The sequence below is a fragment of the Tropicimonas sp. TH_r6 genome, assembly GCF_033101155.1.
Taxonomy (GTDB): Bacteria; Pseudomonadota; Alphaproteobacteria; order Rhodobacterales; family Rhodobacteraceae; genus Tropicimonas.
In genome coordinates this window covers 110,735-133,194 of record NZ_JAWMPX010000007.1, presented here as the reverse complement: position 1 = coordinate 133,194, position 22,460 = coordinate 110,735, and the positions used below count along the sequence as shown (strand labels likewise).

General features: G+C 64.3%; 20 protein-coding genes. 9 read left to right on the top strand and 11 right to left on the bottom strand.

All coding sequences use genetic code 11. From position 1 onward, the window contains the following. Nucleotides 1-198: 198 nt before the first annotated feature. The 4 genes from R3X27_RS09360 to R3X27_RS09345 form a co-directional block, all read right to left on the bottom strand. Nucleotides 199-1,128, bottom strand: a complete 930-nt coding sequence (locus R3X27_RS09360; RefSeq protein WP_317708586.1) for a class I fructose-bisphosphate aldolase — start codon at nucleotides 1,126-1,128, stop codon at nucleotides 199-201. 275 nt (nucleotides 1,129-1,403) lie between these two features. Beyond that, on the bottom strand, nucleotides 1,404-3,008 hold the full coding sequence (locus R3X27_RS09355) for a hypothetical protein (protein WP_317708585.1): 1,605 nt from the start codon (nucleotides 3,006-3,008) through the stop codon (nucleotides 1,404-1,406). Between the two features lie 114 nt (nucleotides 3,009-3,122). Continuing rightward, entirely contained in the window at nucleotides 3,123-4,109 is a 987-nt protein-coding gene (locus R3X27_RS09350) for an aldo/keto reductase (protein ID WP_317708584.1), read from the bottom strand. A gap of 129 nt (nucleotides 4,110-4,238) precedes the next feature. Next, nucleotides 4,239-4,664, bottom strand: coding sequence for a hypothetical protein (locus R3X27_RS09345; RefSeq protein ID WP_317708583.1), 426 nt, complete (start codon nucleotides 4,662-4,664; stop codon nucleotides 4,239-4,241). 288 nt (nucleotides 4,665-4,952) lie between these two features. Between R3X27_RS09345 and R3X27_RS09340 the strand changes: the two genes are divergently transcribed. Next, nucleotides 4,953-6,341: a bifunctional enoyl-CoA hydratase/phosphate acetyltransferase gene (locus R3X27_RS09340; protein WP_317708582.1), complete on the top strand. Its 1,389-nt coding sequence runs from the start codon at nucleotides 4,953-4,955 to the stop codon at nucleotides 6,339-6,341. Between the two features lie 349 nt (nucleotides 6,342-6,690). On the opposite strand, the gene R3X27_RS09335 is transcribed toward R3X27_RS09340, so the two are convergent. Continuing rightward, entirely contained in the window at nucleotides 6,691-7,638 is a 948-nt protein-coding gene (locus R3X27_RS09335; RefSeq protein WP_317708581.1) for a 2-hydroxyacid dehydrogenase, read from the bottom strand. A gap of 351 nt (nucleotides 7,639-7,989) precedes the next feature. On the opposite strand from R3X27_RS09335, the gene R3X27_RS09330 reads away from it, so the two are divergent. Further along, nucleotides 7,990-9,744 (top strand): acetolactate synthase 3 large subunit, encoded by a 1,755-nt coding sequence (locus R3X27_RS09330; protein WP_317708580.1) that lies wholly within the window; start codon nucleotides 7,990-7,992, stop codon nucleotides 9,742-9,744. 203 nt (nucleotides 9,745-9,947) lie between these two features. Here R3X27_RS09330 and R3X27_RS09325 read toward each other — a convergent pair whose 3' ends face one another. Further along, entirely contained in the window at nucleotides 9,948-10,982 is a 1,035-nt protein-coding gene (locus R3X27_RS09325) for a phosphatase PAP2 family protein (RefSeq protein ID WP_317708579.1), read from the bottom strand. A gap of 238 nt (nucleotides 10,983-11,220) precedes the next feature. After that, nucleotides 11,221-12,162 (bottom strand): ACP S-malonyltransferase, encoded by a 942-nt coding sequence (gene fabD, locus R3X27_RS09320; RefSeq protein ID WP_317708578.1) that lies wholly within the window; start codon nucleotides 12,160-12,162, stop codon nucleotides 11,221-11,223. Nucleotides 12,163-12,597: 435 nt separating this feature from the next. Between fabD and rpsF the strand changes: the two genes are divergently transcribed. Genes rpsF through rplI form a run of 3 tightly spaced genes read left to right on the top strand, consistent with a single transcriptional unit; the run spans nucleotide 12,598 to nucleotide 13,845 of the window. Beyond that, nucleotides 12,598-12,951, top strand: a complete 354-nt coding sequence (gene rpsF, locus R3X27_RS09315) for a 30S ribosomal protein S6 (protein ID WP_317708577.1) — start codon at nucleotides 12,598-12,600, stop codon at nucleotides 12,949-12,951. A gap of 29 nt (nucleotides 12,952-12,980) precedes the next feature. Beyond that, a complete protein-coding gene (gene rpsR / locus R3X27_RS09310; RefSeq protein WP_010139260.1) occupies nucleotides 12,981-13,208 on the top strand; it encodes a 30S ribosomal protein S18 in 228 nt (75 codons plus the stop codon). A gap of 13 nt (nucleotides 13,209-13,221) precedes the next feature. After that, nucleotides 13,222-13,845, top strand: coding sequence for a 50S ribosomal protein L9 (gene rplI / locus R3X27_RS09305; protein ID WP_317708576.1), 624 nt, complete (start codon nucleotides 13,222-13,224; stop codon nucleotides 13,843-13,845). 214 nt (nucleotides 13,846-14,059) lie between these two features. Here the strand turns inward: rplI and R3X27_RS09300 are convergent, their stop codons facing one another. Next, nucleotides 14,060-16,258, bottom strand: coding sequence for a primosomal protein N' (locus tag R3X27_RS09300; RefSeq protein ID WP_317708575.1), 2,199 nt, complete (start codon nucleotides 16,256-16,258; stop codon nucleotides 14,060-14,062). Between the two features lie 90 nt (nucleotides 16,259-16,348). Here R3X27_RS09300 and fsa point away from each other — a divergent pair, with 90 nt between their 5' ends. From fsa to R3X27_RS09280, 4 genes are all read left to right on the top strand, one after another. After that, nucleotides 16,349-17,002 (top strand): fructose-6-phosphate aldolase, encoded by a 654-nt coding sequence (gene fsa, locus R3X27_RS09295; RefSeq protein WP_317708574.1) that lies wholly within the window; start codon nucleotides 16,349-16,351, stop codon nucleotides 17,000-17,002. Between the two features lie 50 nt (nucleotides 17,003-17,052). After that, nucleotides 17,053-17,766 (top strand): DUF484 family protein, encoded by a 714-nt coding sequence (locus R3X27_RS09290; protein ID WP_317708573.1) that lies wholly within the window; start codon nucleotides 17,053-17,055, stop codon nucleotides 17,764-17,766. Nucleotides 17,767-17,795: 29 nt separating this feature from the next. Beyond that, nucleotides 17,796-18,695, top strand: coding sequence for a tyrosine recombinase XerC (locus R3X27_RS09285; protein ID WP_317708655.1), 900 nt, complete (start codon nucleotides 17,796-17,798; stop codon nucleotides 18,693-18,695). 262 nt (nucleotides 18,696-18,957) lie between these two features. Then, a complete protein-coding gene (locus R3X27_RS09280) occupies nucleotides 18,958-19,668 on the top strand; it encodes a CDP-alcohol phosphatidyltransferase family protein (protein WP_317708572.1) in 711 nt (236 codons plus the stop codon). Between the two features lie 4 nt (nucleotides 19,669-19,672). On the opposite strand, the gene truA is transcribed toward R3X27_RS09280, so the two are convergent. The 3 genes from truA to R3X27_RS09265 all read right to left on the bottom strand — a co-directional run bounded on the left by truA (nucleotide 19,673) and on the right by R3X27_RS09265 (nucleotide 22,421). Further along, nucleotides 19,673-20,440, bottom strand: a complete 768-nt coding sequence (truA, locus tag R3X27_RS09275) for a tRNA pseudouridine(38-40) synthase TruA (RefSeq protein WP_317708571.1) — start codon at nucleotides 20,438-20,440, stop codon at nucleotides 19,673-19,675. Nucleotides 20,441-20,734: 294 nt separating this feature from the next. Further along, nucleotides 20,735-21,967, bottom strand: coding sequence for an HlyD family secretion protein (locus R3X27_RS09270; RefSeq protein WP_317708570.1), 1,233 nt, complete (start codon nucleotides 21,965-21,967; stop codon nucleotides 20,735-20,737). Then, the gene (locus R3X27_RS09265) at nucleotides 21,960-22,421 is read right to left on the bottom strand and encodes a hypothetical protein (RefSeq protein WP_317708569.1); all 462 of its coding nucleotides are present in this window, start codon (nucleotides 22,419-22,421) and stop codon (nucleotides 21,960-21,962) included. The genes R3X27_RS09270 and R3X27_RS09265 overlap by 8 nt, the downstream gene beginning before the upstream one ends. Between the last annotated feature and the right edge of the window lie 39 nt (nucleotides 22,422-22,460).

The window sequence follows — 22,460 nt, the reverse complement described above, 5'->3', positions numbered from 1 at the left end:
GCTCGAAATCGGTCTTCGGTCTGGAATGCGCAGCGACCGGTCTACCGCGAACAGATGTGCGAGCGCCGTCTCCATCCACAAAACCGGCCGGAGCCAAGCGACACACCGGAAAGATCCCCCAAAAGAAGCCCCGCGCGCTTTTCAGCGCGCGGGGCGATCTCTTCAGTGGGCGGCGCCGCGCCGCCCAGCGGGAAAGGCTCAGGCCTTGCCCTTGTAGATGTCGATCAGGTCGGCAAAGAGCTTGAGGGCATCTTCGCGCGGACGCTGGAAGGCGTTCCGGCCGAGGATCGAGCCGTTGCCGCCGCCATCGCGGATGGCGCGGGCGTCGTCATAGACGGCGTCGGAACCTTTGGCGGCACCGCCGGAGAAGATCACGATGCGCTTGCCGGCAAAGCAGGCATCGACGCAATGCTTGACGCGGGCAGCCTGGGTCGAGATGTCGACGCCGGTATCTTCGATCACCTTGCGGGCTTCGTCCTGCATGATGTGATCGGAGGGCAGCTTGATCTTGACGATATGCGCGCCGAGCAGGCAGGCCATGTGGGCGGCGTAGCTGTCGACGTCGATCGCGGTCTCACCTTCCTTGGTGATGCCTTCGCCGCGCGGGTAGGACCACAGAACCGTCGGCAGGCCCTTGGCAGCGGCTTCCTTGCGCAGCTCAACGATCTCTTCGAACATGTTGAACATGGCATCGGAGCCGGGGTAGATCGTGAAGCCGATGGCCGAGGCACCGATACGCAGCGCGTCGTCGACGGAGGCGGTCACGGCCTGGTCCTTGTCGGCGGTGGGCGACATCAGCGAGTTCGCGGAGTTCATCTTGCAGATCGTCGGGATCTGACCGGCAAAGGTGTCCGAACCGGCTTCCAGCGAGGCGAGCGGTGCGGCATAGGCGTTCAGGCCGGCATCGATTGCCAGCTGGTAGTGGTAATGCGGGTCGTAGCCGCCGGGGTTCGGGCCGAAGGAGCGCAGCGCGCCATGCTCGAAGCCCTGATCGACGGGCAGGACGATCATCTTGCCGGTTCCGCCGAGCTTGCCGGTCATCAGCATCCGGCAGAGATTGGCCTTCACGCCGGGCGTCTCGCCTTCGTAATTCGCGAGAATCTTTTGAACGGCACGTGTGGCTTTCATGGAATCGATCCCTATTGCTTGTGGATTTCACGAGCGACGTAGGAAAGGCGGGAGGTGCGCGCAAGCAGGATTGCGGAAAGTGGACGCCAAGTCGCAGTGTGAGCGCCATGAAACGGCGTTTCGCGGCCACAAAACGCCGTTTCAGTCCATTTCCGAAATTCGGCTATGTCATCCGCGCATGTCCGGGCGGGGCGACGCTGGCCCTGCCGACAGCGAGTCCCGACCACAAATTCCGCCGTGCGGCCCCGACCGGGACAGCACGCGCCCGGGCCGCGTCATTCCAGGCGAAGACGGGATGGCATGTCCTGTTCGACCCAGAGAATCATGGCCTGCTGCGACGCTTCGGCGAGCTGGCTCTCCCAACGCGCGGCCCCCGCCGCTGAGGCAAGTCGCGCGCGTTCATCCAGCTCCGAGAGCAGCGCCGCCCCCTCCGCGTCCCCCGCGGCGGCGGCAAGGCTGGCCCAGAGAGCGGCCCCCGCATAAGAGCGTACAGCCCCGATCCCGGTGATGCGCGCCCGCGCCTCCGCCCGGATCTCCGGCAGGGACAGTTCCGCTGCCGCAGGGTCGGGCATGGCGCCACCGGCGCTGGCCTGCAGATCGAGGATCGTCGCGAAGGGCAGCGCCTGTTCGAGACGGTCAAGCAACGCGGCTGCCCCCGGCTGGCCGCCCTGCCCCGCCGCGAGCGCGAATCCATAGGCCGTCTCCGGCGCCCGGTCCCGCATCGACTGGGCCAATCGCAGCGCCGCGTCCGCATCGCCTGCAAGTGCAAGGTCGCGCAAGATCGCTGTGCCCGCCGCCACGTCGCGCGGCGCGCCCTTGCCCTCAAGCAGGGCAAACCCGAGCTTGCGCCGCTCCGGCGCGGCCAGATCCGGCATCTCGCCACCGATCACCGCCGACAGCAGCGACAGGTCAACCAGCTCCGCCGCGCTGGCCGGAACCAGCGCCAGACGCGGTTGGAGATCCTCGAAGATGCTCGCCGGCTCCTCCTTGTAATATTCGAAATCCAGGAAGACCCCCTCCGGATCCTCGATCTCGGTCTCGACCAGCAGCCGCTGGGGATCCTTCAGAAAAGCCGGCCAGCTTTCCTTGACCGACGCGAGGAAGGCGCGTTGTGCCCCGGACAGGCTGGCCGGTTCCTCCGAAGCTTGCTGGTTCAACTCGAGCAGCCCGGTGCCGACCAGCCCCTCGACGGCCAGCGGCGAGCCGGAAGGGTCGGCAAAGGGCGCGGGAATGAGCGGCGAGACCTTCTCCCAGAGGCCGAATGTCTCGACCGAGAGGCTGGCGCGCGACAGGAAGACGACCGGCATCGGCTCATCGGGATCCGCGCGCGCATCCATCCAGAGATAGGGGAACTCCGCGACAAACCCGATCTCGGCGAGATCCTCGGCCGTGGCGGTCAGCGAGACCGTCGCGGCTGCGCTCGGGATATCATAGCCCATCCGCAGGGAGATCTCGGGAAATGACAGCGCCTCGATCCCGACCGCTTCCAGCGCTGCGCGCATATCCGGCGGCAGGCAGATCATCGGCGCCTGCGCACCGTAGCCCGAGAGTTGCAGCTCGAACCGGTCGACCACATCGAGCGAAGCGCCGCGCAGGACCAGCCGGTCTATGGCAATCTCGCAGTCGCTGTTCTCGTCCCAGTCCGGCAGCGGCCAGAGGCGCACATCGTTGAGCGCGTAGCGTCGACCGCCCAGCCAGACAGACATGTCGGAATATTTCAGATCGACCTGGGTGCGTAGCGCCATGATGCCCGACTGGACAAGATACTGGACCAGCCGCTCGGGCTGGATCGCATCGAGCAGCGAGGGGCCCTCCTGGGCAGAAAGCGGGACAGGCAGGAGCGCGGTGGATAGCAATAGTGCTGGGAGTTTCTTGAACACGGCAGCCTCCAATCGATCGGAAATACCTGATTGAACGCCAGCCACCGAGTCGGATCAAGGCATTCCCGTCCGCCCGGACAGGGCGGACGGACGGTTCCCGGGAGCGCGGAGAGATCAGTAGGCGCCGCGGATATGCCCCTTGATCTCGGCCTCGTAGAACGCCGTCAGTTCCGCATGCAGCGCCTTCGGCAGCGGCTCGAAATCCGACGCCGCCGCGTTCCGCACGATCTGGTCCGGCGCCGAGGCGCCCGGGATGATCGTCGAAACCGCCGGGTGATCGAGGATCCAGCGCTGCGCCAGCTTGGCCACCGTCATGCCCTCGGGCAGCATGCCCTTGAGCGTCTCAACCAGCTCCAGACCGGTCTCGAATGGCAGGCCGGCAAAGGTCTCACCGACATTGAACATCTCGCCGTCGCGGTTGAAGTTCCGGTGATCGGTCTCGGCAAAGACCGTGTCCCGCGTGTAGCGCCCGCTCAGCAGCCCGCTGGCCAGCGGCAGGCGCACGATGATGCCAACGCCCTTCGCCTGCGCTTGCGGCAGCAGCTCGGTCACCAGCTTCTGCCGGAAGAGGTTGAAGATCACCTGCAGCGACAAAAGTCCCTCTTGCTCGAGGCAGATCAGCCCCTCCTCGACCGTCTCGACAGAGGCACCGAAATGCCGGATCGCCCCCTCTTGTTGCAGCTTGCGCAACGAGTCGAAAATCTCGCCCTGCCGCATGACCTCAGTCGGAATGCAATGCAGTTGCAACAGGTCCAGCGCCTCGACACCAAGTCGCTCGCGCGAGCCATCGACCCCGCGCCGCAGGGCATCCTCGGTATAGCCGTCGGGATAAACATCACCGGCGCGGCCGAACTTCGTCGCCACGCGGATCTCCGGCCCGTCATAATGCTTGAAGAACTGCCCGATCAGATCTTCGCTGCGCCCGGCCCCGTAGACATCGGCCGTATCGAAGAACCGCACCCCGTTGCCGGCCGCCGTGGCCAGGATTTCCAGCGCGATCTCGCGATCGACGCCCTCGCCCCAATTGCCTCCGATCTGCCAACAGCCCAGACCAACTTCGCTGACCTCGAACCCAGCCGCGCCCAGTTGCCTCATCTTCATGGGAGACTCCCTTTCCATATGTTGGATCAGGGCGCGCCACACCGGCGGTCCGCCCCTGCTTGCGGACCTTATCTGCCTCTCGGGGAAGCGGGTCAATCACGGGGTCTCAGGACCGAAAGGCGCCGTCATTCAGAAGTCGAATTTCACCGACGTCCGGCTGCTGGGGGCAAGCATCTCGAGACAGTTCGGCGCCTCGCCCTCTTCCACTGCGCATTCGGCCGCATCATTGACCAGAAGCCGGGAGATCCCCTCACAGTCCTGCCCGGCAAGATCGAACTGGACCACCTTGGTCTTGCCATCCTTCAGCGCGCCGAAATCAAGAATCAACAGCGTGTTGACCGTGCCCTCCGCGTCGAACACCGCAACCTCGAAGGCCGCTGCCGAGAGATCCGTCCCTGTCTGGTTCAGCGCCACATAGGTCAGCCGACACCCCATTTCCGCGGGCCTGACGCTGTTCAACTCCAGCGAGAAGCCGGGTTCCTGGGCAAGGCTTGGCAAGGCTGCGAAACTCGAAGCGGCCATGGCGGCCAGTGCAAAGGCTTTGGTCTTTTTCATGGGGAGCGCTCTTTTCCTCGGCAAATCAATCCGTCAGACGATTGCTAACACGCTCCCGGAGCAGCGCAAAGCCTCGCTTTCCGCCCCCTAGGGCCGTGCCGCAGTGCGGCATTTCCGCCCGAGAGCGGCGAGACGTGACGCAGAGAGCGGATTTCAACCCACGGGAAGGCTTTTCTTCAACCTTTTGTCGTGCAAAACCATCAGCGGGGAGAGCAAGCCGACGGAATGGTCATCCGGATCCCATCGGTCATGAGAACGGCTCCCGAGATCCGGAAACAGGATTGGAAGATGACCAAACTTACAAATACGCCGTGGGACAAGCTTGAAGTCGGTATGGAGGCGGAGGTTCGCCGCGTCTGTCGTGCCGACGATTTCTTTGTGTTCGCGAACATTACCGGCAACATGAACCCCAAGCACTTTCCTCGGATGAAAGAGGTCGAGGGCGATGCCGGGCTGCACGAGCCCGTGGCGCCCGCGATGTGGGTGTCGACGCTGGTATCCTCGGCGCTCGGCAACAAGCTGCCCGGGCCGGGCACGCTCTACAAGTCTCACAAGGTCGAGTTCCACGAGCGCGCCCATGACGGCGACGAGTTGATCGTGAAGGTGCGCCTGACGGACAAGCTCGACAACAATGTCGCCCGTTTCTCCTGTGCTGTCGACACCACCGAGGGCAAGCACCTGATGGACGGGACTGTCGAGGTCTACGCGCCGCTGGAGGCGATGGATTACGATGCCGGGGACATCCCGGGCATGATCGTCCAGAAGCATGTGCATTTCGACAAGATGCTGGCCGAGGCCGAGCCGCTGCCGCCGATGAAGACGTCGGTAGTCGCGCCGGAGACGGAAGATTCGCTGCTTGGCCCGCTTCTGGCTGCCGATCACACCATCATCGATCCGATCCTGATTGGCGACGAGGTCAAGATCCACGCCGCCGCCAAGGCAATCGGACGGGATATTTCCGGTTTCGAACTGATCCACGAGCCCAATCACAAGCTGGCCGCCTCCATCGGTGTCCGGCTGGTCCATGAGGGCAAGGCGCAGGCGGTCATGAAGGGCAACCTGCACACGGACGACCTGCTTGGGCAGGTGGTCAAGCGCGATGGCGGGCTGCGTATCGGCCGGCGTCTGAGCCATGTCTTCGTGATGGACGTGCCGGGCCTCACACATCTGTTGCTGATCTCGGACGCAGCGATCAACATCGCGCCGGACCTTGAGACCAAGGTCGACATCACCCAGAACGCGATCGATCTCGGCCATGCGCTCGGTCTTGACGTGCCCAAGGTCGGCATTCTCTCCGCGGTCGAAACGGTGACGCCGAAGATCCCCTCGACGCTGGATGCCGCCGCCATCTCCAAGATGGCAGAGCGGGGCCAGATCAAGGGCGCTCTGGTCGACGGACCGCTGGCGATGGACAACGCAATCGATATCGAGGCGGCGCGGACCAAGGGCATCCAGTCCATGGTGGCGGGTCAGGCCGAGATCCTGATCGCGCCGAACCTGGAAAGCGCCAATATGCTGGCCAAGGAGCTGACCTTCATCGCGCATGCAGAGGCAGGTGGTGTCGTGATCGGCGCCAAATGCCCGGTCATCCTGACCAGCCGCGCCGATGACGAAAAGGCTCGTCTCGTGTCCTGCGCCTGCGCGGCGCTGTACGCTTACAAGAAAGCGCCGGTCTGAAGCGCAAGCGCTCTCTGATTGATGCAATGGAACGGGCGGCCTTGTGCCGCCCGTTGCCGTTTCAGACGGTTTCAGACGGGACCGTCGATCTCGTGGAGAGAACGGACGTTCGCTGCATGCGCAACGTTAGCTGTGCCAACGCCTTCCCGTGGGATGGCGCTGGTACGATTGAGGTCTGCACTTTATCGCAGCCAAACCCGACGAAGTTCAATGCGGTGCGCGCGGGTGACAAAGCGCCAGCCCGCCGAGACGGGCAGGCGCTGGCACGGCGGCTTCGCCTTGATTCCGCGCCCAGAAGCGCTCGACCGAAACGTCCCCTATCGGCTCATATGACCCCTTCCGCCCGACCTTACACCACCGGTGTCAGCACCGCCCTGCCCTCATGGAAGGCCGCGATATTCGCCCGTTGCAACGCGCCCATGGCCTGCCGTGTCGACACCGTGGCCGACCCGATATGCGGCAAGGCGAGGACGTTCTCCAGCTTCAGGAACCGTGGATCGATCTCCGGCTCGCCCCGGAACACGTCCAGCGCAGCACCGCCGAGCCGGCCCGCCTCGAGCGCGTCGAGCATCGCCGCCTCGTCAATCGTCGAGCCGCGCGAGATATTGACGACGATCCCCTCCGAACCGAGGGCTGATAGCGCCTGGGCGGAGACATAGCCCTCCGTCTCCGACCCGCCGACAATGGCCACGACCAGGAAATCCACCGCCGCGGCCAGCGACACCGGATCGTCATGGAAGCGCCAGTCCTCCGGAACCGGCTTGGGCGCGCGCGAGTGGTAATGGATCTCCATCTTGAATGCGGTCAGCCGGTCGGCAATCGCGCGGCCGATGCGACCAAGCCCGACAATCCCGACCCGTCGCCCGCTCACCGTACCGGCCAGCGGCACCGGACCCTCTTTCGCCCATCGGCCAGCCCGCAGGTACCTCGTCGCCGGCAGCATCCGCCGCGCCTGCGCAATCAACATCGCCACCGCGAGATCAGCCACGTCATCGCTCAGAACGTCAGGCGTATTGGTCACCCGCACCCCGCGCGCCCGGGCCGCCGCCACGTCGATCGCTTCGAAGCCGACGCCGAATTTCGCCACCAGCCCGAGGCCCTGCAGCAGGTCCATCTCCGCCCCGCCGAGCCGCCGCTGGCTCCGATAGGCAATCGCCCGCACCACCCCGCGCAGGCCCGCATCGAGACCGGCAATCTCTTCCGGCCCCGCAAGCTGTGTCACATCGAAATCCTGCCGCATCGGCTGAAGGTCCCAGTCCGGATATCTGCCAATGACGAGAAGCGGCGGGCGGGCCATATCACTCTCCTGTAGTTGCCCCCCGCCCTATCGCGATCCTGCGAGCGCGGCCAGCCCGCACGGGTTCGGCGACACCGAGCAGCCTCTTCGTGACACCCGCTCGCGAAATATTATTACGCGGCACATCAAAGCTGCGACACTATATCCAAAAATGCCGTTGACGCCCTTCCCGGTGCCTCCTATGGTCTCCCGCACAAACGCAAGGGAATCCCAAAGAATGTCCAACATTCTTGTACTCGTAGAGGAAAGGCGCATGGGCCGGTAACGGTTGACCATAACGGTACCCCATGCGCCCTCGTCATCGACGGGGGTTTTTTATTGCCGCAACGCCAGCCTAGATGGAGAAGCAAGATGGCGCAGCAAATGACCGGAGCAAGAATGGTGGTTCAGGCCCTGAAGGACCAGGGTGTGGACGTCGTGTTCGGCTATCCCGGCGGCGCCGTGCTACCCATTTATGACGAGATTTTCCAGGACAGCGGCATCAAGCACATCCTGGTGCGGCACGAGCAAGGCGCGGCCCATGCCGCCGAGGGCTATGCCCGCTCGACCGGCAAGCCCGGCGTTGTCCTGGTCACCTCCGGCCCCGGCGCGACAAACGCCGTCACCGGCATCACGGACGCGCTGATGGATTCGATCCCGATGGTCGTCCTGTCGGGCCAGGTCCCGACCTTCATGATCGGCTCGGACGCCTTCCAGGAGGCAGACACGGTCGGCATCACCCGCCCCTGCACCAAGCATAACTGGCTGGTCAAGGACACGGACGATCTGGCCGGCACGATTCACGAAGCCTTCCACGTCGCCACCTCCGGCCGTCCCGGCCCGGTGCTGATCGACATCCCCAAGGACGTCCAGTTCGCCAACGGCACCTATGTCGATCCGCGCGAAGCGCCGCAGGGGCACTACAAGCCCAAGGTGAAGGGCGATATCGAGATGATCACGGAGCTGGTCGCGGCCATGGAGACCGCCGAACGGCCGGTCTTCTATACCGGCGGCGGCGTGATCAATTCGGGCAATATCGCCAGCCAGCTGCTGCGTGAGTTTGTCGAGGCCACGGGCTTCCCGATCACCTCGACGCTGATGGGGCTGGGCGCCTACCCGGCCTCCGGCAAGCATTGGCTCGGCATGCTGGGAATGCATGGTCTCTACGAGGCCAACCTGGCGATGCATGGCTGCGACCTGATGATCAATATCGGGGCACGGTTCGACGACCGGATCACCGGCCGCATCGCCGATTTCTCGCCCAACTCGATCAAGGCGCATATCGATATCGACCCCAGCTCGATCAACAAGGTCATCCGCACCGACCTGCCGATCATCGGCGACGTTGCCCATGTGCTCGAAGATGCGCTGCGCATCTGGAAGGCGCGTGGCCGCAAGATGAACAAGGAGGGGCTGGCCAAATGGTGGGCCCAGATCGAGGAGTGGAAGGCCGTCCGTTGCCTGACCTTCAAGAACTCCGACAAGATCATCAAGCCGCAGCACGCTCTGCAACGGCTCGAAGCGCTGACCAAGAAATATGACCGCTATATCTGCACCGAGGTGGGTCAGCACCAGATGTGGGCGGCGCAGTTCATGGGCTTCGAGGATCCCAACCGCTGGATGACCTCCGGGGGCCTGGGCACGATGGGCTATGGCCTGCCCGCCTCCATCGGGGCGCAGGTGGCGCATCCCGACAGCCTCGTCATCAACGTGGCCGGCGATGCGTCCTTCATGATGAACATCCAGGAGATGGGCACGGCGCGGCAATTCAACCTGCCCGTGAAGCAGTTCATCCTGAACAACGAGCGTCTGGGCATGGTTCGCCAGTGGCAGGAACTGCTGCATGGCGAGCGCTATTCCCACAGCTGGTCCGAGGCGCTGCCCGATTTCGTCAAGCTCGCCGAAGCCTTTGGCGGCAAGGGCTTCCAGGTCTCCGACCCGGCTGATCTCGACGACGCGATCATGGAAATGATCGCCTATGACGGGCCGGTGATCTTCGACTGTCTGGTCGAGAAGCACGAAAACTGCTTCCCGATGATCCCATCGGGCGAGCCGCATAACTCGATGCTGCTCGGCGAGGCCTCCACCAAGGACGCCATCGGCAGCTCCGGCGCCGTGATGGTCTGAGCCCACGGGAAGATGAAACGGAAAGGCCGGCTCTTATCGAGCCGGCCTTTTTCGTGCGAGATGGGCGGCCTCGGCTCTCGATCCAGCGCGGGCTCCGCTCAGCTGACCCGCGCCCCGGGGCAGCTCCGATCAGACAATAGCGCTTGGCGGAAGAGATCAGCCCCCCTCGCCCCCGTCGCGAAATCTCCGATGCACGGAAAGTATCACGGCTGACGGTTCGGCTCCGCGAGACATGGCGCGCCCGCGCCATAGCGTCGGCGAAAGGCAAGGTGAACGCCAAGGATCGTCAGGATCGAGGCATAGCCGTCGACCGCGTAATGCCAGGCGAGGTAGACCGACAGAAACAGGATGATCGCGAGATAGGCGGTCGCCAGCAGTCCAAGCGCCCTCTGCCGCTCCCAGGTATAGAGGGCAACCAACGTGGCGATTGCGACATGAACGCTGGGAAAAGCCGAGATCCCGGACCCGACCCCAAGCAGCCCCCTGTCATAGGTCATCCAGAGATATTCATGCAGGGACCCTGTGAGAGAACCACTCACCCCGCTGCTGTCCAGCGCCACCATCAGATCTGCGAAATCGTCCGCCCCGGTCAGGCGCTCATAGTAGATCGGTCCGCCGGACATGAAGACAAGCGCAATGACATTGCCGAGAATGACCCAGGAAAGCGCGTAGAGGCCAATGAAGTGGTGCCGCCGTTTGCGGTCCGCGTCCGTCAGGTAGAGCAGGGCCGGAAAGCTCAGCGCCACGATCAGCCAGAGCTTCACATAGACCTGCGCAAAAAGATCCGGTGTGAGCCAGCCTGCCGATCTGCGCGCCATCACGTCATGGGTCCAAACCCAGGGATCGGCCCCCAGATGAAGCCACCGGTCGAGCACCGCCAGTGGCGGATCGGCCCAGAAGGGGATGATTGACGGCAGGGTCGTTTTCACAGGCTGGAACCCGGCGAAGAAGACCAGCGTTGCCAGAAAGACAATCCCCGCCGGCATCAACCTCTCGCGGGGGATCAGCCTGAAATGAACGGCGAGGAGGCACAGAAAGACCATGACAGCCCCGGGCAGGAGGTTCGCCTTCACGATACCAAAGGTGATAAAAAGCGACGCGGTCATCTCCAGCGGGCTGTGACCGCGAAACACCGCGGCGAGCACCTGCGCCAACAGGAGATACAGGAATGCGGCCGCAAGCAGTTTCAGCGCTTCCCTTCCCGGGGCGGCGTCTGGGGCCACCAGGTCTTCTTTCACGATGACTGCTCGTTTCTTGCTTCGGGGCCGTTCCGGCAAACCAACACGCACAGGAGGACCCACCCTACATTCGAAGAATCGTCGTTTCCCACGCCCAGATCAATCCCCCGCCTGGCTCTCAGGCGCAAGAAAATGCGCGCTGTGTGCGAGGCCACCGTGCGAACCCGGAGATCGGACGTGAAAAAGGCGCCCGCCAGCTCTTCGGCGAACGCCCTTTTGCAAACGCTTTGCTCCGGCGTCAGCCCGAGAGGGCTTCTTTCGCCTTGGCGATATCCTCGGGCGTGCCGACATTCCGGATCGCCACGGAGCGGTCGATCCGCCGGACCATGCCCACGAGAGCCTTGCCCGCACCGATCTCCCAGATCTCGTCAACGCCCTGCCCGGCCATCCAGGCCACGGATTCGCGCCAGCGCACAGCAGAGGTCACCTGTTCGACCAGAAGTTTGCGGATCTCGTCAGGGTCGCTCACCGCCTCGGCGCGCACATTGGCAACCACCGGCACTTTCGGCACCGCGATCTCGACCCCGGCCAACGCTTCGGCCATCACATCCGCAGCCGGCGCCATCAGCGCGCAATGGAACGGTGCGGAGACCGGCAGCAGGACCGCGCGTTTGGCGCCCTTGCCTTTCGCGATCTCGACCGCCCGTTCGACCGCCGCCTTGGTGCCGGAGACGACAACTTGCGCCGGGTCATTGTCATTGGCCGCGGCGCAGACATCGCCCTGTCCGGCTTCTTCGGCCACGGTGCGAACAGCCGCGTAGTCCAGCCCGAGGATCGCCGCCATCGCGCCAACGCCCACTGGAACCGCCTTCTGCATCGCCTGCCCGCGCGTGCGCAGCAGCCGCGCCGTATCCGACACGCTCAGCGCACCGGCTGCGGCCAGCGCCGAATACTCGCCCAGCGAATGGCCGGCGACATAGGCCGCGCTCTCAAGCGCGATCCCTTCGGCCTCCAGCGCCCGCAGCGCCGCGATCGACGTCGCCATCAGCGCGGGCTGGGCATTTTCCGTCAGGGTCAGCGTCTCGATCTCGCCGTCCCAGATCAATGCGGACAGACTCTGCCCAAGCGCCTCGTCCACCTCGTCAAAGACCGCCTTTGCCGCCGGATAGGCATCGGCCAGTGCCTTGCCCATCCCGATTGCCTGCGCGCCCTGCCCTGGAAAAACGAATGCCCGGCTCATCTTGCTGTCCCTTCCATTACATTTGTGATTTTTTTCCGTTACGGAACCCTCTACCCCTCCCGGCCTTGCGGGACAAGCAAGCTCAAGCGCCACCGCTGCAAACCGGCCTTGCACAATCGGGCATGTCAGAAACCCCACCCTCGCGCGCCTCTGCCTCCCGCCCCCATCTCTGCAAACCCACCCACGCCGCGCCGCCGGGGCGGGAGATGGCCGGCCGCGGCCTCCCTGCCGGAGGTATTCACCTCGCCCCTTGCCTTTACCCCCCTTCGGCGCAAACCCCGTGGCCCCCCGCCATTCTCCCTTGCAAAGGCAGGCGCCATGACGTAAACGCGCCCATCTCCGCTATTTGATGTGACCAGCGGCGCCTCTCGTGGACGGGCTGCGGAGATCTTCGCCCGCCCTATGAAGGCCGCTCTAGAAATGACAGGAGTTCGCATGCCGCTATACGAGCATGTTTTCATCTCGCGTCAGGACTTGTCCAACGCGCAGGCCGAAGGGCTCATCGAGCACTTCTCGACCGTCCTCGCCGATAATGGCGGTCAGGTCGTCGACCAGGAATACTGGGGCGTCAAGACCATGGCCTACAAGATCAACAAGAACCGCAAGGGCCACTACGCCTTCCTCAAGACCGACGCGCCTGCGCCGGCCGTGCAGGAAATGGAGCGCCTGATGCGCCTGCATGACGACGTGATGCGCGTGCTCACCATCAAGGTGGACGAGCATGTCGAAGGCCCGTCGATCCAGATGCAGAAGCGCGACGACCGCGACGACCGCCGCGGCCGCCGTTGATACATCACCTGAGCAAAGGAGCATAAGACATGGCTGCAAAACCGTTTTTCCGCCGTCGCAAGGTCTGCCCGTTCTCCGGTGAGAACGCGCCCAAGATCGACTACAAGGACACCCGTCTTCTTCAGCGCTACGTTTCCGAGCGCGGCAAGATCGTGCCCTCCCGTATCACCGCCGTCTCGGCGAAAAAGCAGCGTGAACTGGCCCGTGCCATCAAACGCGCCCGCTTTCTCGCCCTGCTGCCCTACGCTGTGAAATAAGGAGACCGCTCTCATGGACGTTATCCTTCTGGAACGTGTGGCCAAGCTTGGCCAGATGGGCGAAGTCGTTTCCGTCAAGGACGGCTATGCCCGCAACTTCCTGCTGCCCCAAGGCAAGGCCCTACGCGCCTCGGAAGCCAACAAGGCCCGTTTCGAGGCCGAGAAAGCCCAGCTGGAAGCCCGCAACCTGGAGTCGAAGAAAGAAGCCGAGAAGCTTGCCGAGACCCTCGACGGTCAGCAGTTCATCGTGATTCGCTCCGCCTCCGATGCAGGTGCCCTCTACGGCTCCGTGACCCCGCGCGACGCCGCCGAAGCCGCCACAGCCGGTGGTTTCACGGTCGACAAGAAGCAGGTCACCACGCCGAAGCCGATCAAGGATCTCGGTTTGCACGAGATGACGGTCACCCTGCACCCCGAGGTTCAGGTGACCATCGTCATGAACGTCGCCCGCTCTCAGGAAGAGGCTGAACTTCAGGCCTCCGGCAAGTCCATCCAGGAACTGGCCGCCGAAGAGGAAGCGCAGAACGAATTCGAGATCGCCGAACTGTTCGACGATATCGGTTCGGCTGCCGAGGACGACGACGACCCGCGCGGCCTCGCCGACGACGAAGCGCCGCAGGATCCGATCGAAGACTGATCTGTCCTGTATGGGACAATTCAAAGGGCCGCTTCTCGCAAGCGGCCCTTTTTTGATGCGTTGTTTCTGAGCGACACCGATCGGCCATGAACCGTTGACGACTCTTGACGCAACGCGTTGATGGGCACGGAGCCATGGCTTTGGCGCGGCGACCGTTGCGCGCGCAGAAAATGGCAGCACCGCCCGCACTCCGCCTCCAATATGGGAATACCGACTACCAGAAGCTTTGCGGGTCGATATCCACGCTCAACCGGAAATTCGGCGGTAGCTTCACCTGCGCCAGCCAACGTGTGATCGCCCCTTGCAGCGGCGCTCCCTTGGCCGCCTTGACCAGCAGCCGCACCCGGTGTCGCCCCCGCACCCGCGCGATTGGCGCCGGCGCCGGTCCGAAGACCTGCGCCCCCACCGCCCGAAGCGGCCCGTCCTGCCGCGCCAGTTCTGCGCCGATATCGAAAACCTCCTGGATCTCCTGCGACGACAGGATGATCCCTGCCAACCGGCCATAGGGTGGCATCCCGACGGCCTGTCGCTGGTCTGCCTCCGCTTTCCAGAACCCCTCCTCATCGCCCGACAGGATTGCCCGGATCACCGGATGCTCAGGCTGGTGGCTCTGCAGCAGCGCCACGCCCTGCCGACCGGCCACGCGCCCGGCCCGCCCAGCGACCTGCCGGACCAGCTGGAAGGTCCGCTCGGCGGCGCGCAGATCCGTCCCCTGCAATCCGAGATCAGCGTCGATCACCCCCACCAGCGTCAGCAGTGGGAAGTTATGCCCCTTGGCGACAAGCTGCGTGCCGATAACGATATCCGCCCCGCCGCCGGCAATCTCCTCGATCTTTGCCTTCAACGCCCGCGCCGAGCCGAAGAGATCCGAGGAAAGCACCGCCACCCGCGCTTCCGGAAACCGCGCCACGACCTCCTCGGCCAGCCGCTCAACACCCGGCCCGACCGGCGCCAGCCGCCCCTCGACCTCGCAGCTCGGGCAGGCCTCCGGCATCGGCTTGCTCTCGCCGCATTGGTGACAGACCAGCCGCTTCTGGAACCGGTGCTCCACCATCCGCGCATCGCAGAAATCGCAGCCGATCTGGTGCCCGCAGGCCCGGCAGACGGTCACCGGAGCGTAGCCACGCCGGTTCAGAAACAGAAGCGACTGCTCGCCGGCCTCGATCCGCGCGTTGACCGCTGCCTCCAGCGTCGAAGAGATCCAGCGCCCCGAGGGCAGCTTCTCCGCCCGCAAATCGATCGCCCGCATCTCGGGCATCTGCGCTTCTCCGAACCGCGCCCCGAGATCGAGCCGCACATATTTCCCCGCCTCCGCATTGGCCCAGCTTTCCAGCGAGGGCGTGGCCGAGGCGAGCACCACCTGCGCGTCGCAGAGCGAGGCGCGCAGAACCGCCATGTCGCGCGCGTTGTAGAAGACGATATCTTCCTGCTTGTAGGAGCCGTCATGCTCCTCGTCGACGACGATCAACCCAAGATCCCGGAACGGCAGGAACAGCGCTGAGCGCGCGCCCACGACCAGCTCCGCGCCCCCTTCGGCGACCATCTTCCAGGCCCGTCGCCGTTCCGTCATCGTCACGCCCGAATGCCACTCCGCCGGCCGCTGCCCGAACCGGGCCTCGACCCGGGCGAGGAACTCCCCCGTCAGCGCAATCTCCGGCAAGAGCACCAGCGCCTGCCGTCCGACGGCCAGGCATTCGGCCACCGCCTCCAGGTAGACCTCCGTCTTGCCGGACCCTGTGACACCGCGCAAAAGCGTGGTGCCGTAGGCACCGCGATTCACGGCGGCGCGCAGCGCCGCCGCCGCCGCCGCCTGAGCCTCGCTCAGCGGCACGCCCCCCTTGCCGATATCGAGACGGGGATATGGCAGGTCACGCGGCGTCGCCTCTTCCAGCACAGCCCCCTGCTTGACCAACCCCTTGACCACGCTCGTGGTCACACCCGCCATCGAGGACAGCTCCGAAAGCGTGAAGGCCAGACCGCCATACTCCTCGAGCACCTCCAGCACCCGCCGCCGCGCATCCGTCATCCGGGAAGGTTCCCCCGCGCCGCGCCGATAGACCTGCCGCATCGAGGGCGGATTGCCGAGGCCCGGCGCACGCAACGCCATGCGCAGCATCGAGGCCATCGGTGTCAGCGTGTATTCGCCGCAGCGGCGCAGGAAATCGCGCATCTCCTCTCGCAGGGGCGGAACATCAAGCACCCGCTCCACAGACCGGATCCTGGAGCGGTCAAAATCGCCCGCTCCCGCGCCCCAGACCACGCCAAGCACCTTGCGCGGCCCCAAAGGCACTTCCACGAGCGCGCCCGGCGCGCAGCCTTCCTCGGGCGCGCGGTAATCCAGACAGCGATCCAGCGGTTGAGTCGTCAGGACCGCGACCAAATCATCCTTGGCAAACCAGCCTTTTTCCGTCATCTCATTCCCCGGGTGGTATACCACCCGTCGCCAGCTTGTACGGGCGCTGCAACGCGCCCCGGCTTCATACCCCTTTTGAGGAGGAAACCCATGAAATTCTTTGTCGATACGGCCGATGTCGAAGCCATCGCCGAATTGAACGATCTCGGCATGGTTGATGGTGTGACCACCAACCCGTCGATCATCATGAAATCCGGCCGTGACATCAAGGAAGTCACGAAGGAAATCTGCGACATGGTCTCCGGGCCCGTCTCCGCAGAAACCGTCGCCCTCGACGCCGACGGCATGATCGAGGAAGGCCGCGAACTGGCCAAGATCGCCGACAACATCGCCATCAAGGTGCCGCTGACCTGGGCCGGACTCAAGGCCTGCAACGTGCTCTCCGGCGAGGGTCGCATGGTCAACGTGACGCTCTGCTTCTCGCCCAACCAGGCTCTGTTGGCTGCCAAGGCCGGCGCGACATTCATCTCGCCCTTCCTCGGCCGCCTCGACGATCTCAACCTCGAAGGCACCGACCTGATCGCTGACATCCGCACGATCTACGACAATTACGGCTTCGAGACCAATATCCTCGCCGCCTCGATCCGCTCGGCCAACCACATGAAGGAGGTCGCCCTGATCGGCGCCGATGTGGCAACCGCGCCACCCAACGTGATCAAATCGATGGCAAACCACGTCCTGACCGACAAGGGACTGGACGCATTCATGAAGGATTGGGCAAAAACAGGTCAGAAAATTCTCTGACCGGTGATAGGCTTGCCGGGCAAAGTTCAAGTGGACGTGACGGGGCAGGCATGAGCGATATCGCGGTGGATCTGGAAGAACTGAAAGACAAGATTATTTCGGAACCGGATGTGATCCTCGACGATCGCGACATCATGCGTGCCCTGATCTCGGCCAACGAGAAGTCGCTCGGCGGCAACATCATCGATTTACGCGGCATCGCGATGGAGCGGTTGGAAAGCCGACTGGACCGGCTGGAAGACACCCACCGCTCCGTCATCGCCGCGGCCTATGACAATCTCGCCGGCACCAACCAGATCCACCGCGCCATCCTGACCCTGCTCGACCCGGTCGAGTTCGAGGCGTTTCTCAAGGGGCTCGGTGGCGAGGTGGCGGCGATCCTGCGGGTGGACTGCATCAAGCTCGTGCTGGAAAGCAACGCCAATTCGGAGGGTGAGATCGCCGTCCGCCGACTCGGTGACGTGCTGAACGTGGTCCAGCCGGGTTTCATCGAAAGCTACCTGACCCAGGGGCGCGACGGCATCCCGACCCGCCCCGTCACCCTGCGCCAACTCCGCCCCGAGAGCGAGTTCCTCTATGGCGAGGCCGCCGGCTGGATCAATTCCGAGGCGCTGCTGAAGCTCGATTTCGGCCCCGGCACCCTGCCCGGCATGCTCACACTCGGCTCCGAGGACCCGCACCAGTTCCGCCCCAACCAGGCGACCGATCTGCTGGCTTTCTTCGCCGGCGTCTTTGAACGGCAGATGCGCCGGTGGCTGAGCTGATCCATATCTCGGACGGGCTGCGGGACGCGATGTCCCGCTGGCTGGACCATCTGCGCGCCATCGACGGCGTGGCCGAGAACACGATCACGGCCTATCAGCGCGACCTTCTGAGCTTCCTCGCCTTCCTGACTCGCCATCACGGCGACAGTCTCGGCCGGGCCCCGCTCGCCCGACTCACGATCTCCGATATGCGCGCCTGGATGGCGCATGAACGCGGTCGCGGCATCGCGGCCCGATCCCTGGCCCGCGAACTCTCTGCGGTGAAAAATTTCGCCGGCTGGATGGCCGAACGCGACGGCTTCGATGCCACTGCCATCCTCGCCGCGCGCGCCCCGAAATACCGCCGCAAGCTCCCCCGCCCGCTGGCCGAGGACGCCGCCAAAGCCGTGCTGGAGACGGTCGAGTTTCAATCCGAGGATCCCTGGATCGCCGCCCGCGATGTCGCCGTGGTGACGCTGCTCTATGGCTGCGGGCTGCGGATCTCCGAGGCGCTCGGTTTGACCGCCGACGCCCTGCCATTGAGCGAGAGCCTGCGCATTCGCGGCAAAGGTGGCAAGGAGCGCATCGTCCCGCTCCTGCCCGCGGCCCGCGATTCTGTGTCTCGCTACCTTGCCCTCTCCCCCTGGCCCGCCGAGCCCGGCACGCCGCTCTTTCGCGGCAAGCGCGGTGGCGCGCTCAACCCGCGCCTGATTGCCAAGGTGATGGAGCGCACCCGCCTTCAACTCGGCCTTCCGGCGTCGGCGACACCCCATGCCCTGCGCCACAGCTTCGCCACCCACCTCCTGTCCGCCGGCGGCGACCTGCGGGCGATTCAGGAACTGCTCGGCCACGCCTCACTCGCCACAACCCAAGCCTATACAGCCGTCGACACAGCGCGGCTGATGGAAGTTTACGATCAAGCTCATCCCCACGCGACCGAGAGAGGATGACGCCCGAAACACGCCACAAACCACTCCTGAGCCCCGCAAGGGGCGAGGCAAAGGGAATGGCGCGGTACGCGCCGCTGCTGAACAGCCCAAAGACGGAAGCCGAAGCGGAGGTGCCCCCTCGGCGCTCGCGGCCTTCGGCCGCTCCCGCCATTGGGGCCGGGCGCGCCTTCGGCGCGTGTCTTTGGTTGCAACCCGACCCGCCCCGGCCATAAGATCCCGCGACCTTGCAGATTTCCCGACCGACCGTCGCCAGAAAGCACGTATGAAGCCTGAACATCGCGCCTATTCCGTCCACCTGCTCACCGCGACAGGCGCCGTGCTTGCCATGCTCGCCCTGATTTCGGCGGTGAATTACAACTGGCCGATGATGTTCGTCTGGCTCGTGGCCGCCTTCGCGGTGGATGGCATCGACGGGCCGTTGGCGCGCCGATACGATGTCCAGTCAAACGCCCCGCAGGTCGATGGGGCACTGCTCGACCTGATCGTCGATTACCTTACCTACGTCTTCATACCAGCGTTTGCGCTCTACGCCTCTGGCCTCATGCCCGGCTGGACCGGCTGGGCGGCGCTGGTCGGCATCACCTTCACCTCGGCGCTCTATTTCGCCTATACCGGCATGAAGACAACCGACCATTCCTTCTCCGGCTTCCCCGGCTGCTGGAATATGGTCGTGCTCGTCATCTTTGCGTTGAAGCCGCCGGTCTGGCTCTGCCTGATCGTGATCGTTGCCCTCGCAGCCGCGATGTTTACCTCGCTCCGCTTCATCCACCCGGTCCGCACGCAGCGCTGGCGGGCAATCTCGCTGCCGATGATCCTGATCTGGACGATCTGCGGGGCCTGGGCGGCCTGGGTCTCGTTCGATCCGCAAAGCTGGGCCCGCGTCGGGCTGATCATCTCCAGCCTCTATCTCGTCAGCGCGGGCGTGCTGCAACAGATCCTGCCCCAACGCAGCGCCAAAGCCTCCACCTCCTGATCACTCAGAGGAAGGGATCCGGCTGGTAGCCGACTCCGGCGAGGTAGAGCCCCTGCGGCGGACAGACAGGCCCACAAACCGACCGGTCGCGTGCCTCCAGCGCCTCGCGGACCTGCTCCGGCTCCCACGCCCCTGCCCCGACCCGCTCCAGAGTGCCGACAAAGCTGCGCACCTGATTGTGCAGGAAAGAACGCGCCCGGACATGGAAATGAACTTCCGGGCCGAGCGGCGTCTCCACCGCGCGCACATCGAGCTGGTCCAGCGTCCGAACCGGGCTGTCGGCTTGACATTCGGAGGCCCGAAAGGTCGTGAAATCATGTCGCCCGAGTAAGAAATCCGCCCCAGCCCGCATCCGGGAAACATCCAACGGATAGCCCACGCGCCAGACTTTCCCCGCAGCCAGCGCCGCAGGCGCCCGGCGATTGAGCAGTCGGAAGAGATAGCGTCGCTCCCCGGCCGAGAAGCGGGCATGCCACGCCTCCGAGACCTTCACGACGTCGACAATCGCCACTGGCAGAGGCTTGAGATGAAAGTTCAGGGCCTCGGAAAGGCGAAAGGGCTCCCAGTCTCGTTCCATATCGGCATGGGCGACCTGCGCAAGCGCATGCACACCGGAATCGGTCCGCCCCGCAGCCGCAATCGTTGGCCGGTCCCGCTGGAGCCGACCAAGGGCTTCCTCCACCGCCTGCTGGACGGAAGGGTGCTCTTTCTGGCGCTGCCAGCCGGCGAAGGGGGCGCCGTCATATTCGATCTTGAGGGCATAACGTGGCATATCGGCGCCTTAGCCGTTCGGGGCCGCGCTGTCCATGGACAGGCGACGAAACGGGAGAGACGGCGGACAGGCGCGACAGACTGCCGGTCCGAGGCGGGCGCGGCTACCGCGACATCGCTGCCATCGACGCAAAGCGAAAGCTGAACCGGAATATGCCCCCTCTCCGCCCGCAGGATCGCTCCACACGGCCCGAAACCAAACGGGGTCGAAAATGAGAACGCCCCGGATGCGTTTCACATCGGGGCGTTCGTCACATCGATTGTCTGGTCCCGAGACCTGGCAATGAGCCGCGCGTCAATGCCCGGTCAGCACCAGCCCGTTGATCGGCAGCATCATCGTCTGGATGCGCAGGATGAGTGCATGCACGAGGCCCACCGTGTCGACCATGTGCAGATACAGCCCCTCCCAGAACCCGACCTCTTCATTTTCCAGCTTGTCGTGATTGTCGGTGTAGAGGTTCAGGATACATTTCGAACCGGGCGCGATCCGGTCGGTCGACCCCTCGAAAACCTCTTCCACAAGCACCGGAACGGTGGCCGGACGGGCCCTGTCCTGCACATCGATCAACTGGTCGGTGGGGCGAAACTGACCGGCGGCCAGAACCGTCGGCACGGCCTGGACCTTCACCGGCAGGATCACGAAAGGCAGCGAGAGGCAGGTCATCTCGCCAATCATGCCTTCCTTGATGACCTGCGCATTGAGCTGGTTGAAACCGCCCTGGAAGAACCCGTCGCTGAACTCCGGCGGAACCAGCAGGCCGGCCGGACGCATGAACGGATTGACGATATCGCCAACCTGCAGGGCAAATTGCTGCACCACGCCGTCAACCCCGGCATAGACCGTCATCTTCGAGAGCGCCGTTTCGGCCTCGACAAGACTTGCCTGTGCCGTCTCGAGCTGTGCCGGCAGGCTGACATCGATCCTGGTCTGAACAGAGAAGAGCTGCGCCTCCGCGGCCTCAAGCGCGCCTTCGCGTGAATCCACTGTGTTCTGCAGCTTCTCCACATCGCGCGGACTGACAGCCGCCGAACCCTCGTCGAGCAGCTGCTTGCGCACCTCGTACTCGTCGATCGCCTGCTGCAAGGCGCCCATGGCCTGATCCACGCCGCCCTTTGCGACAGCCTTGTCCGCCTCCGCCAGCGCAAACTGGGCCTCGACCTCGGCGATCCGCTTGTTGGCACTCTCGACGGCCGCCTTCTGCGTCCTGTCGTCGAGCGTGAACAGAACATCGCCTGTTTTCACCTCGCTGTTGGTCGTCACGAAGATCTCCTTCACCCGGCCATTGCCTTCCGGAAGGATCGACACCGTGCGGAAGAAGGACGTCACGTTGGTCGTCGAGGGATGGTAATAGAACACGACGGTGATCAGCGCGATCGTCAGCATCAGACAGGTCGTCAGACCGATCCGAAGCTCATACCAGACCGAGAACAGCGTGATCTCCTTGCCAAGGCGCTTGCCTTGCCTGAATCGCCGGTAGAGGTAATCGGGCAGCAGCGTGAATGTCGCACAGAAGAGAAGCTCAAGCATCTTTCTCGCCCTCCTCGCTGCGGCCTTCCCAGGAGTCGAGATCGACATAATCGTCCCGCGATGCGCGGTTCCGGCGCGAAACTTCCGCCTGCTGCTCCGGTTCGGGCATTTCCGAGCCTGACATCTTCTGCAGGGACATGGCGATGGATCTCAGTGGCGTGAGGAAATCCGGTATCGAAACCGCCGCCAGAAGCAGCGCCAGGATCCAGAACGCGTTGTTATGGGTCAGCAGGCCGATCAAGGCCATGATCGCCACCAGCTGATACTGCGCCGGGCTCTTGGAATGCGCCATCTGCTCGGGCAAGGCGTGCAGCTTGAAGTAAAAGATCCCCAGCCCGAGTACCAGAAGCAGGACGAAGATCACGACAACGACGAAAAGCACATCCGTCTGTCCCGGCGGGGTCACGTACATCGGCAGATGCACGGCGCCTTCGGCTGTTTGGGAATCGGCCATGGAAACCTCTCTGTTTCATTTCTTTCTTAATACCTTAGG